The following is an 11,327-nucleotide window of genomic DNA, read 5'->3' on the forward strand; positions in this document are numbered from 1 at the left end:
TCCACTAGACCATCGCTGCCCGCAGTTCGGCGAAGGCGGCGCCGAGCGTTTCCGGGGTGAAGTGCGCGTTCAGGCCGCTCGGGTTGGGCAGCACCCAGAGTCGGGCACTGCCGAGCGGCTCCGGCTGAGGGCCGAAGCCGGCCTTCGGCCGGGCAAAGCCGATCCGGTACGCGGTCACCCCGACCACCGCCACCCAGCGCGGCCGGTAGCGCTCGACCTTGCCGGTCAGCTCCGCCGCGCCGGCCACCAGCTCCTTCGCGGACAGCTCGTCGGCGCGGGCGGTGGCCCGGGACACCAGGTTGGTTATGCCCAGCCCGAGGCGGGGCAGCTCGTCCTGTTCGCTGGGGTGCAGCTGATGCGGAGTGAAGCCACCCCGGTGCAGGGCCGGCCAGAACCGGTTGCCCGGCCGGGCGAAGTGCCAGCCGATCGCCGCCGACCAGAGCCCCGGGTTGATGCCCACGAAGAGCACGTCCAGCCCGGGCGCGATCACGTCCGGCAGCAGCTTGTCGGCCGCCGCCGCGAGCTGCTCCTTCGTCGGCCGGGGATACCGCTGTTCGGCCGTCACAGGCCGCGCAGCGCGCCGCCGTCGACGGGCACCGTGACCCCCGTGACATAGCTGGCGGCGGGGGAGAGCAGGAAGGCGGCCACCCGGCCGAACTCGGCCGGCTCGCCGAACCGGCCGAGCGGGATCGACGCCTTCGCCTCGGCCCGGGCCCGCTCCGGGTCGTCGGCGGCGGCGAGGAGCTGCTGGTTCCGGTCGGTCATGATCCGGCCGGGCAACAGGCCGAACACGCGTACGCCCCGCGGGCCGTACTCGTCGGCGATGTCCTTGGCCACCCCGGCGAGGCCGGGGCGTAGGCCGTTGGAGATGCCGAGCCCGGACAGCGGTTCCCGCGCCGAGGTGGAGAGGACCAGCCCGATCGCGCCGCCGTCGGTGAGCGCGGCGGCGACCGTACGGGTGGCGCGGACGCTGCCCAGGAAGACCGTCTCGAACGACTCCCGCCACTGTTCGTCGGTGACCTGGGCGGCGGTGCCCCGGGGCGGCCCGCCGACCGAGACGAGCGCCCCGTCGAGCCGGCCGAACTGCTCGCGCGCGGCGGCGATCAGCCGTTGCGGGGTGCCCGGGTCGGTCAGGTCGGCGGTCAGCCCGATCGCCCGCTCCGGCCCGCCGAGCGCGTCGACGGCCGCGGCCACCTGCTCCGGTACACGGGCCGAGATCACCACCCGGGCGCCGTCCGCGACGAGGCGTTCGGCGGTGGCGAAGCCGAGGCCACGGGAGGCGCCGGTCAGGACGTACACCCGGTCGGCGAGTTCGAGATCCATGGGTCGATCCTGCCGCACCGCGACGCGCCGCCGGGCGGCGGCCGGGATCAGTGGCGGCGGACCGCCTCCTCGACCACGTCGAGCACCCGGCTCAGGTCGCCGGCCGGGCGCCCCATCGCCAGGTGCAGCACCAGCCCGTCGTACGCCAGCTCCAGGAACTGGCCCAGCACGTCGATCGGCACGTCGTCGCGGAGCACCCCGGCCTCCCGCTGGCGCAGCAGCCGCTCGCGGGTGGCCTCGGCGATCGCCGCCGAGCGTTCGGCCCAGCGCTTGGCGAACGCCGGGTCGGTGCGCAGCCGCCGGGAGACCTCCAGCTGGCTGCCGAGCCAGCCGGTGGTGTCCGGGGAGAGGGCCCGGGCGAGCAGGTCGCGCATCACCTGGACCAGGCCGTTGCGGGCGACGGTCTCCACCATGGCGGACGCGTCGTCCTCTGCGACGGCGAGGAAGAGCGACTCCTTGTCGCGGAAGTGGTGGAAGATGGCGCCGCGGGAGAGCCCGGTGGCTTCCTCCAGGCGCCGGACGGTGGCGCCCTCGTAGCCGTGCCGGGCGAAACACGCGCGCGCGGCGGCGAGGATCTCCTGCCGGCGTGCGTCGAGCTGGTCCTGGCTTACTCTGGGCACGTACAGATCGTTTCAGGCGCCCCCCGCTTTCGCAAACCGTACGTACGGCTTGACGTGGGCGTTCGCATGATCAGCGCGGTGCCGCGATCTGGTTAGGATCGGCCCATGATCGCGCCCGCTCACCCGATGACCGTGGCCGCCGTGCAGGCCGAGCCGGTTCCCGGCGACGTCGCCGCCAACGCCACCACGGCCGCCCGCCTCGTCGGCCGGGCCGCCGGCGCCCGGATCGTGGTGCTGCCGGAGCTGTTCCTGCCCGCGTACCACCCGCCGACCCTCGCGGCCGACCCGGCCGGCACCGACGTGGCCGCCGACGCGGAACGCCGGGTCGACGATCCGCGGCTCGACCCGCTGCGGCAGGCCACCCGGGCCGGCGGGACCACGGTGGTGGTGGGCGCGGCGGTCCGGTACCCATGCGGGCGGCGCACCATTTCCTCGCTGGTGGTCGACCCGGCCGGTGTCGTCCTAGCGGCGTACGACAAGCAGCAGCTCTGGGGCGGCGAGCGCGAGCTGTTCTCCCCGGGCCGGCGCGGCGCGACCCTGCTGGTCGACGACTGGCGCTTCGGTCTCGGGATCTGCTACGACGGCTGCTTCCCAGAGCACGGGCGGGCCGCGGCCGACGACGGCGCGCACGGCTACCTCTGCCCGAGCGGCTACCTGGCCGGCTCGGAACACCGGCGGGACGTCTACTACGCCGCCCGTGCCCTGGACAACACGATGTTCGTCGTCTTCGCCAACGCCGTCGACGGCGCCGACCCTTGGCGGTTCAACGGCGGCGCCGCCGTGTACGACCCGGAGGGCCGACCGCTGGCGCGGGGCGCGAACACCGGGGAAGACGTGCTGGTGGCGACGCTTGACCCGGCCGTGCTCGCGGCCACCCGGGCGGCGCACACCATGCTCGCCGACCGCCCGGCCGAGCAGGGCCTACGGCGTACGACGATTGTCGGTTGATCGATTTGACAAATGCGGGCGGTCGGGGTCTGTCGGAGCACCGCTGCGTCCCGTAAGGTTCCCGCGTGCCGTTGCTCCTGCTCGATCTGGACAACACATTGCTGGACCGGGACGGCCCCTTCCGTGCCTGGGGTGAGCGATTCCTGGACACCGTCGGCGCGCCGCCCACCGACATCGACTGGCTGCTGTCCGTCGACGCGGACGGGCTGACCGACCGGTGGGACGTGGCCGACGCCATCCGGGACCGGTACGGGCTCGACGTCCCCGCCATCGACCTGGTCGAGGAGCTGCACGACGGGGTGGTGGCGAACAGCCGACTGGATCCGCTGATCGCCTGCGCGCTGCGGATCGCCGACAACGCCGGGTGGGTGCCGGTGGTGGTCACCAACGGCGCGGTACGTCAGCAGGACGCGAAGATCCGCCGGACCGGCCTGGACCGCTACGTCGCCGACTGGGTGATCTCCGAGGAGGCCGGGGTCAGCAAGCCCAATCCGAGGATCTTCGCGCTCGCCGCACAGCGGGTCCGGATGCCGTTGCGCCGCGCCTGGGTGGTCGGTGACAGCCCGGAGGCGGACATCGGCGGGGCCAGCGCGGCCGGACTGCCCAGCGTCTGGCTGCACCGGGGACGCCGCTGGAGGGACAACCGGTTCGCACCGACCCGTACGGCCGACGGATTGATCGCCGCGGTGGCCGCGGTGCTGGCCGGGTGAGCACGCGCGGCGGGAGCGGTTAATTCGGTTGACCCGCTCGCGCCGGCCCGTGATCATGGTGCGGCGCGAGGGCGCAGCCGGGCGGTGCCCGGTCGAGGAGAGGAGGTCGGTCATGGCCGTCTTTGCAGGGTCGTTCCGCCTGCCTCCACCAGCCTCGATCGAAGGATCAACCCACCCGTGCGTGAACACGACTTCCCGGCGCCGCAGCGCCGTGGCCGCGGCAAGAGCCGCTTCGACGATGACGAACCCTATTTCCTGAAGCACGGCCGGCACGCCGAGCCGGTCTCCGCCGAACCCGACGACGAGCCCGGCCTCGACGACCACTGGTCGTCCTGGGACGAGGCCGTACACGGGCCCGAACCCCACCCCGCGTGGCTGGTCACCGAGCTGGCCGCGAAGGACACCGAACTCGGTGTGCTGAAGACCGGCAAGGAGGCGGACGTCCACCTGGTCCGCCGGGCCGTGCCGGGCACCGACCGGTCCTGCCTGCTCGCCGCCAAGCGCTATCGGGACGCCCAGCACCGGCTCTTTCACCGCGACGCCGGCTACCTGGAGGGGCGCCGGGTCCGCCGGTCCCGGGAGAACCGGGCGATGGCCGGCCGAACCGCCTTCGGCCGGCAGATGATCGCCGGGCAGTGGGCAGCCGCCGAGTTCGCCGCCCTCGCCCGGCTCTGGGAGATCGGCGCGGCCTCCGGGCGGATCGCCGTGCCGTACCCGGTGCAGCTGCTCGGCACCGAGCTGATGCTGGAGTTCGTCGGGGACGCCGAGGAGGGGCAGGCCGCGCCGCGGCTGGCCCAGCTCCGTCCGGACGCCGCCGAGCTGCGTGATCTGTGGGGGCAACTGGTCGACGCCCTGGTCGTGCTGGCGCGCGCCGGATACGCGCACGGCGACCTGTCGCCGTACAACCTGCTGGTGCACCGGGGGCGGCTGGTCATGATCGACCTGCCACAGGTGGTCGACGTGGTGGCCAACCCACAGGGGCCCGAATTCCTGGCCCGGGACGTGCGGGTGGTCGGCGCCTGGTTCGTCGCGCGGGGCCTACCCGCCGGGGACGTCGACCCGGCCGAGCTGACCGAGCTGCTGCTGCGGGAGGCGGGGATCCGCTGACCCGCCGCCGGGCCGCGAATCACTGGAGGTAGCGCTCGACCTCCGACCGGGGGCGCGTGCCCTGGGCGTCCGGGTCACCGTGCGCCCGGCGGGCGGCCCGGCGGCGGCGCAGCTGGTCCCAGCACTGGTCGAGACACTCCTCCAGGGCACGCAGGCGCTCCCGGGCCGCGTCGTCGGTGCCGGCCACGTTCTCCTGCGCGGCCGCGCGCAGCTGGTGCTCCTCGTCGACGAGTTCGGTGATCCGGTTCAGGATGGTCTTGTCGTCCATGCCCGAAGCTTGGCACAGGGGAGAGGGCCGCGCCCGGGTTCTCCTCCTGTGCGCCGAAGGACCGCGTCCCATTACCATGATCAGGTTCGCTTGAGTGAAGGTCCGGACGCTGCTAGCGTGCGCCGGTGTCGATCGAATGGTCGATGTCGCCATCGGCAGGTGACCGAGTGGCCCGCCAGGACGGTGTGATGGGTTCCCGCAGTACACATCTTCGTACCGGGTTGCCGCCCTGCGCGGTCGCGGGCCGGGCCATCCACCTCGGACACTGACCGGACGACGACGCGGCGCGTCCCGGACGAGCACGGCACATCAGACGGAAAGAAGAGGACGAGTGGCCCACAAGACGGCTTCGAGCGGGGACCTGACGTGGTTGTTGGATGACCTGGTCAGCCGGGTCAAGCAGGCGGAACACGCTGTGGCGCTGTCCACCGACGGCCTGTTGATGGCATCGTCCCGGGGGCTGAGCCGGGACGACGGCGAACACCTGGCGGCGATGGCGGCGGGCATCCAGAGCCTGGCCCGGGGGGCGGGCAAGCGGTTCGGCGGCGGCCAGGTGCAGCAGACCATCATCGAGATGCAGTCGTCGTTCCTCTTCGTCACCGCGGCCGGACGCAACGCCTGCCTCGCCGTGCTGGCCGCCGAGGACGCCGATGTCGGTCTGATCGCGTACGAGATGGCGATGGTGGTGACCCGGGTCGGCCGGTTCGTCGCCTCGCCGACCCGGGAACCCGCCATCGGCGAGGCCCCGGCCCGATGACCGGGCGCTCTGAGCGGTCGGCGGGACCGGCGACGCTGCCCACCGCGATCAAGATCCTGATCGCCGGTGGATTCGGCGCTGGCAAGACCACCCTGGTCGGGGCGGTGAGCGAGACCCGCCCGCTGCGCACCGAAGAGGTGCTGACCGAGACCGGAGTTGGCATCGACGATCTCTCCGGGGTGGAGGAGAAGCAGACCACCACCGTGGCGATGGACTTCGGCCGCATCACCATCAGCGATGATCTCGTGCTCTACCTGTTCGGCACGCCCGGCCAGGACCGTTTCTGGTTCATCTGGGACGAGCTTGCGCTCGGCGCGCTCGGCGCGGTGGTGCTCGCCGACACCCGCCGGTTGGCCGATTGCTTCCCGTCGATCGACTACTTCGAGGAGCGGGGCACGCCGTTCGTGGTGGCGGTGAACTGCTTCGAGGGCGCCAAGCGCTACCGGCTCGACGAGGTGCAGGCGGCGCTCAACCTCGACCCGGGCGTACCGGTGGTGCTCTGCGACGCGCGGCAGCGGCAGTCGGCCAAGGAGGTCCTGATCAGGCTGTTGGAGCACACCATGAAGGTGCGCGGGGAGCGCCGCCGGACGGCCGACGACTGACGGGCGGGCCGGCGCACCTCGCCGGGCTCGACGTCACCCGGCTCCGACCACATCAACCGAGGAGTCAACCGCTTGCCGCGCCGCCAGCAGATGCCGACCCGTGCCGCCTCGTCTCCGGCGGACGATCTCGCCGACGAGGGCGCCTACCAGGGGCTCGCGTACGAGGACTACGCCATGCCCTGGATGTCGGCCGAACTCGCCGAGGTCGCCCAGTGCCGGTTCGTGAAAGCGGACCTCTCCGGCGGGCGCCTGCACCGTAGCCACCTGACCGCGTGCTCGTTCGCGGAGAGCGACTTGGCGAACTTCCAGGCCACCGACTCGTCCCTAAAGGCCTCGGAGATCGGCCTGACCCGGATGACCGGCTTTGGCTGGGTCAACGGCGTGCTCGAGGACGTCACCGTGACCGGCTGCCGGGCCAACCTGAGCAGCTTCCGTTTCTCCCGGCTCAAGCGCGTGACTTTCCGCGACTGCGTGCTGAGCCAGGCCGACTTCCAAAATGCCAAGACCTCGGAGGTACGGTTTGAGCGCTGCGACCTGACGTCGGCGCAGTTCTCGGGCGTGGAGCTGGGCGGCGCGGTGTTCGACGGCTGCACGCCGACCGATATCGGCGGCGTCGCTTCGCTGGCCGGTGCCACTGTGAGCGGCCACGACCTGTTCTCGCTGACCCGCACGCTGGCGGCCGCGCTGGGCATCCGCGTGGACTTCGGCGACGCGGGCTAGCTTTCGTCCCCAGTGACAGCCGCGCTCAGCGGAGATGCTTTGTCTTGTCCACGCTGGGCGTACGCCGACCGGGAGGTCGACGCGTCTACACGCATTCCAGCATGCTGGACGCCTCCGTGGCCGAGGCGCTCGCCACGATGGCCCGCAAGGTTTACCTCGGCCTGCGTCCGGGTGACCCGGCTGGCCCGATCGTGAGCGCCGTGCGCCTCGGGCGCAGCGGCATGACCTCCGCGGCCGGAGTAGCGGCCCGACTGATCACGACTTCTTCACCACGTCCCACCCGCTCGATGATCCTCGAAGGGGCGAGTACCCGCTGGCGGAAACACCGAAGGGTCCCTCCCGACCTGAGGCGGGGAGGGAGCCTTCGGGTCGTTCGTCAGCTGGCGATCATGCGACGCAGTACGTACTGCAGGATGCCGCCGTGCCGGTAGTAGTCCGCCTCACCGGGGGTGTCGATCCGGACCACGGCGTCGAACTCCACGCCGGTGTCGGTGGTGACCTTCACCGTACGCGGGGTCTCGCCGTCGTTCAGGGCGGTCACGCCGGTGATGGAGAAGGTCTCCGTGCCGGTGAGCCCCAGCGACTCGGCGGTGGTGTCGACCGGGAACTGCAGCGGCAGGACGCCCATGCCGATCAGGTTCGAGCGGTGGATCCGCTCGTACGACTCGGCGATGACCGCCTTGACGCCGAGCAGCATGGTGCCCTTGGCCGCCCAGTCACGGGACGAGCCGGAGCCGTACTCCTTGCCGGCCAGGATGACCAGCGGGACGCCCGCCTCCTGGTAGGCCATCGAGGCGTCGTAGATCGAGGTCTGCTCGCCGGTCAGGTGGTTGACCGTGAAGCCGCCCTCCACGCCGGGCACCAGCTGGTTGCGCAGCCGGATGTTGGCGAAGGTGCCCCGGATCATGACCTCGTGGTTGCCCCGGCGGGAGCCGTACGAGTTGAACTCGTGTCGCGGCACGTCGTGCTCGGCGAGGTACTTGCCGGCGGGGGAGTCCGCCTTGATCGAGCCGGCCGGGGAGATGTGGTCGGTGGTCACCGAGTCACCCAGCTTGGCCAGCACCCGAGCCGGGCCGATGTCGGAGACCGGCGTCGGCAGCTGCTGCATGCCCTCGAAGTACGGGGGCTTGCGGACGTACGTGGAGTCGGCGTTCCAGGCGAACGTGTCGCCGGTCGGGGTGGGCAGCGACTGCCAGCGCTCGTCACCGGCGAAGACGTCGGCGTACGCGGAGCTGAAACCGGTGGCGCCGATCGCCGCGGCGATGACGTCCTGGATCTCGGCGGTGTTCGGCCAGATGTCCCGCAGGAACACCGGGTTGCCCTGGCTGTCCTCGCCGATCGGCTCGTTGGCCAGGTCGATGTCCATGGTGCCGGCGAGCGCGTACGCGACCACCAGCGGCGGGGACGCCAGGTAGTTCATCTTGACGTCCGGGTTGATCCGGCCCTCGAAGTTCCGGTTGCCGGAAAGCACCGACACGACGGCGAGGTCGCCCTCGTTGACCGCGGCGGAGACCTCCTCCGGCAGCGGGCCGGAGTTGCCGATGCAGGTGGTGCAGCCGTAGCCGACCAGGTTGAAGCCGAGCTTCTCCAGGTACGGGGTGAGGCCGGCCCGGTCGTAGTAGTCCATGACGACCTTGGAACCGGGGGCCAGGGTGGTCTTCACCCACGGCTTGCGGGCCAGGCCCTTCTCCACCGCATTCCGGGCCAGCAGCGCGGCACCGATCATGACCTGCGGATTCGAGGTGTTGGTGCAGGAGGTGATCGCGGCGATCACCACGGCGCCGTGGTCCAGCTCGTACTCGACGCCGTCGGCGCCGGTCACCCGGATCGGGTTGCTGGCCCGGCCGCCGGAGCCGACCGCCGCGGTCGTCAGGTCGCGCGGGGCGTCGGCCGGGTCGTTGACACCGTTGGCCGGGGAGTCGCTGGCCGGGAAGGACTCGGCGCTGGCCTCGTCGGCCGGGCCGTCGGCGCCGAACGGCCTCTCCTGCTGGGGCACGCCCGGCGTGCGGCTCGGGTCGCCCCCGGTCTCGTCGGCGGCCACGTAGTCCGTCAGCGCCGACCGGAAGAGCGTCTTGGCGCTGCCCAGCGGCACGCGGTCCTGCGGGCGCTTCGGGCCGGCCAGGGACGGCTCGATCGTGCTCAGGTCGAGCTCGAGGCGCTCGGAGTACTCCGGCTCGCGGGCCGGGTCGTGCCAGAGCCCCTGCTCCTTGGCGTACGCCTCGACGAGCGCGACCTGCTGCGGGTCGCGGCCGGTCAGCTCCAGGTAGCGGACGGTCTCGGCGTCGATCGGGAAGATGGCGACCGTGGAGCCGTACTCGGGGGACATGTTGCCGATGGTGGCCCGGTTGGCCAGCGGCACCGCGCTCACGCCCGAGCCGTAGAACTCGACGAACTTGCCGACCACGCCGTGCTTGCGCAGCATCTCGGTGATGGTGAGCACCAGGTCGGTGGCGGTGGTGCCGGCCGGCATCTCACCGGAGAGCTTGAAGCCGACGACCCGTGGGATCAGCATGCTGACCGGCTGGCCGAGCATCGCGGCCTCGGCCTCGATGCCGCCGACGCCCCAGCCCAGCACGCCCAGGCCGTTGACCATCGTGGTGTGCGAGTCGGTGCCGACCACGGTGTCCGGGTACGCCTGGCCGTTGCGCTCCATGATCGTGCGGGCCAGGTACTCGATGTTGACCTGGTGCACGATGCCGGTGCCCGGCGGGACGACCTTGAACTCGTTGAACGCGGTCTGGCCCCAGCGCAGGAACTGGTAGCGCTCCTTGTTGCGGGCGTACTCCAGCTCGACGTTGCGCGCGAAGGCGTCCTCGCGGCCGAACAGGTCGGCGATGACGGAGTGGTCGATGACCAGCTCGGCCGGGGCGAGCGGGTTGACCTTGGTGGCGTCGCCGCCGAGGTCGCGGACCGCCTCACGCATGGTCGCCAGGTCGACGACGCAGGGTACGCCGGTGAAGTCCTGCATCAGCACCCGGGCCGGGGTGAACTGGATCTCCACGCTCGGGTCGGCGGTGGGGTCCCACGCGCCGAGCTGCCGGATGTGGTCGGCGGTGATGTTCGCGCCGTCCTCGGTCCGCAGCAGGTTCTCCAGCAGGATCTTCAAGCTGTAGGGCAGCCGGTCGTGGCCCTCCACCTTGCCGATCTTGAAAATCTCGTAGCTCGCGTCTCCGACGCGTAGCTGGGTCTTCGCACCGAAGGTGTCGAGGCTGGCCACGTCGTACTCCTTCACACCAGCGACTGTGAGTAGTCCTGAGCAGTCTGTCGCACCGGTCGGGAGGTCGCCCGGGTTAGGCGACACTTACCGCCGATTCTCGTTTCAACAAAACCGTACGTCCGTCTTGCTATCTGCGCAACCTCATGCCAGGCCTCGGGACGAGGAGATGCCGATCATGTTCCTGGCCCCGGCCTGATCGGGGTGAGCGGTCCGCCCGCACGCCGGAGCCCGAGGTAGGGTTCGAGGTCGGACCGGAGGGGGTGGCGGTGGTAGACGTACAACACTGGCTCTCCGCGTTACCCCCGGGCGTGGTCTACCTGATCGTCGCCGGGGTGATCGGCGTGGAGAGCATGGGCGTTCCGCTGCCCGGCGAGCTCGTCCTGGTCAGCTCGGCGCTGCTCGCCGCCACCGGCGTGGTGCAGCCGGAATGGGTGGCCGTCGCCGCCGCAGCCGGCGCCATCGCCGGCGACTCCATCGGCTACGCCGTGGGCCGACGTGGTGGCCGGCCCCTGCTGGAACGGTTGGGCCGGCGTTTCCCCCGACACCTCGGCCCGGCACACCTCGCCCGCGCCGAGCAGAGCTTCGCCCGCTACGGCGCCTGGGCGGTCTTCTTCGGCCGGTTCGTGGCGCTGCTGCGGATCCTGGCCGGGCCCCTGGCCGGCGCGCTGCGCGTGCCGTACCGGCGGTTCCTGCTGGCGAACGCGGCCGGCGGCCTGGTCTGGGCCTTCGGCACGACGTACCTGTTGTTCACCGTCGGCCGGGCGGCCGAGCACTGGCTCAAGGACATCTCCTGGGCCGGGCTGGTCATCGCGATCCTCGCCGGCCTGGGCAGCACCTGGTGGCTGCGGCGCCGGGCCCACCGACTGGCCTCGGCGGAGACGGCCGACGATGAGCCGGTGCGAGCCGGCGGCGACTGACCCCGCGAACGCCCTCGGCGCAGCCGAGATCCGCACATTCGCAGACGACGAAAGGGCCGGCCCCTGGTGGGGCCGGCCCTTGTCGTGGGTGGGTCAGGAGGCGCTGTAGCCGCGGGTGGCGATCCAGTTGGCGAGGTT

General features: G+C 71.7%; 12 protein-coding genes and 1 pseudogene. 7 read left to right on the plus strand and 6 right to left on the minus strand.

The annotated features are described in order from the left end of the window. Window positions 1-4: 4 nt before the first annotated feature. The 3 genes from mug to AB0C02_RS30670 are packed head-to-tail and all read right to left on the minus strand — an operon-like array spanning window position 5 to window position 1,943. Window positions 5-565 (minus strand): G/U mismatch-specific DNA glycosylase, encoded by a 561-nt coding sequence (gene mug, locus AB0C02_RS30660; RefSeq protein WP_357552615.1) that lies wholly within the window; start codon window positions 563-565, stop codon window positions 5-7. After that, window positions 562-1,323: an SDR family oxidoreductase gene (locus AB0C02_RS30665; protein WP_357552616.1), complete on the minus strand. Its 762-nt coding sequence runs from the start codon at window positions 1,321-1,323 to the stop codon at window positions 562-564. The genes mug and AB0C02_RS30665 overlap by 4 nt, the downstream gene beginning before the upstream one ends. Window positions 1,324-1,370: 47 nt before the next feature. Further along, window positions 1,371-1,943, minus strand: coding sequence for a helix-turn-helix domain-containing protein (locus tag AB0C02_RS30670; RefSeq protein ID WP_357552617.1), 573 nt, complete (start codon window positions 1,941-1,943; stop codon window positions 1,371-1,373). Between the two features lie 105 nt (window positions 1,944-2,048). Between AB0C02_RS30670 and AB0C02_RS30675 the strand changes: the two genes are divergently transcribed. From AB0C02_RS30675 to AB0C02_RS30685, 3 genes are all read left to right on the plus strand, one after another. After that, entirely contained in the window at window positions 2,049-2,891 is an 843-nt protein-coding gene (locus AB0C02_RS30675) for a carbon-nitrogen hydrolase family protein (RefSeq protein ID WP_357552618.1), read from the plus strand. A gap of 65 nt (window positions 2,892-2,956) precedes the next feature. Next, entirely contained in the window at window positions 2,957-3,601 is a 645-nt protein-coding gene (locus AB0C02_RS30680; RefSeq protein ID WP_357552619.1) for an HAD family hydrolase, read from the plus strand. Between the two features lie 177 nt (window positions 3,602-3,778). Continuing rightward, a complete protein-coding gene (locus tag AB0C02_RS30685) occupies window positions 3,779-4,708 on the plus strand; it encodes an RIO1 family regulatory kinase/ATPase (RefSeq protein ID WP_357552620.1) in 930 nt (309 codons plus the stop codon). A 19-nt stretch (window positions 4,709-4,727) separates the two neighbouring features. Here the strand turns inward: AB0C02_RS30685 and AB0C02_RS30690 are convergent, their stop codons facing one another. Continuing rightward, the gene (locus AB0C02_RS30690) at window positions 4,728-4,976 is read right to left on the minus strand and encodes a DUF2630 family protein (RefSeq protein ID WP_357552621.1); all 249 of its coding nucleotides are present in this window, start codon (window positions 4,974-4,976) and stop codon (window positions 4,728-4,730) included. A 331-nt stretch (window positions 4,977-5,307) separates the two neighbouring features. On the opposite strand from AB0C02_RS30690, the gene AB0C02_RS30695 reads away from it, so the two are divergent. From AB0C02_RS30695 to AB0C02_RS30705, 3 genes are all read left to right on the plus strand, one after another. After that, window positions 5,308-5,733, plus strand: a complete 426-nt coding sequence (locus AB0C02_RS30695; RefSeq protein WP_357552622.1) for a roadblock/LC7 domain-containing protein — start codon at window positions 5,308-5,310, stop codon at window positions 5,731-5,733. Then, window positions 5,730-6,335 carry an ATP/GTP-binding protein gene (locus tag AB0C02_RS30700; protein WP_357552623.1) on the plus strand — a complete coding sequence of 202 codons (606 nt, stop codon included), beginning with the start codon at window positions 5,730-5,732 and terminating at the stop codon, window positions 6,333-6,335. The genes AB0C02_RS30695 and AB0C02_RS30700 overlap by 4 nt, the downstream gene beginning before the upstream one ends. Window positions 6,336-6,407: 72 nt before the next feature. Then, window positions 6,408-7,055, plus strand: coding sequence for a pentapeptide repeat-containing protein (locus AB0C02_RS30705; protein ID WP_357552624.1), 648 nt, complete (start codon window positions 6,408-6,410; stop codon window positions 7,053-7,055). Window positions 7,056-7,248: 193 nt separating this feature from the next. On the opposite strand, the pseudogene AB0C02_RS30710 reads toward AB0C02_RS30705, so the two are convergent. Both AB0C02_RS30710 and AB0C02_RS30715 read right to left on the minus strand, forming a co-directional pair. After that, a pseudogene (locus AB0C02_RS30710) lies at window positions 7,249-7,347 on the minus strand (prevent-host-death protein); the annotation flags it as partial. Window positions 7,348-7,431: 84 nt separating this feature from the next. Further along, on the minus strand, window positions 7,432-10,287 hold the full coding sequence (locus tag AB0C02_RS30715) for an aconitate hydratase (protein ID WP_357552625.1): 2,856 nt from the start codon (window positions 10,285-10,287) through the stop codon (window positions 7,432-7,434). A 251-nt stretch (window positions 10,288-10,538) separates the two neighbouring features. Between AB0C02_RS30715 and AB0C02_RS30720 the strand changes: the two genes are divergently transcribed. After that, complete coding sequence (locus AB0C02_RS30720) at window positions 10,539-11,189, plus strand: DedA family protein (protein WP_357552626.1); 651 nt, start codon at window positions 10,539-10,541, stop codon at window positions 11,187-11,189. Window positions 11,190-11,327 lie beyond the last annotated feature (138 nt).

The sequence above is a fragment of the Micromonospora sp. NPDC048999 genome (genome assembly GCF_040649295.1).
Classification (GTDB): domain Bacteria; phylum Actinomycetota; class Actinomycetes; order Mycobacteriales; family Micromonosporaceae; genus Micromonospora.

What these genes read in the sequence shown, in the direction of transcription:
- AB0C02_RS30700 (WP_357552623.1), top strand. Translation starts at nt 5,730, where the DNA reads ATGACCGGGCGCTCTGAGCGGTCGGCGGGACCGGCGACGCTGCCCACC.
- AB0C02_RS30675 (WP_357552618.1), top strand. Translation starts at nt 2,049, where the DNA reads ATGATCGCGCCCGCTCACCCGATGACCGTGGCCGCCGTGCAGGCCGAG.
- AB0C02_RS30690 (WP_357552621.1), bottom strand. Translation starts at nt 4,976, where the DNA reads ATGGACGACAAGACCATCCTGAACCGGATCACCGAACTCGTCGACGAG.
- AB0C02_RS30665 (WP_357552616.1), bottom strand. Translation starts at nt 1,323, where the DNA reads ATGGATCTCGAACTCGCCGACCGGGTGTACGTCCTGACCGGCGCCTCC.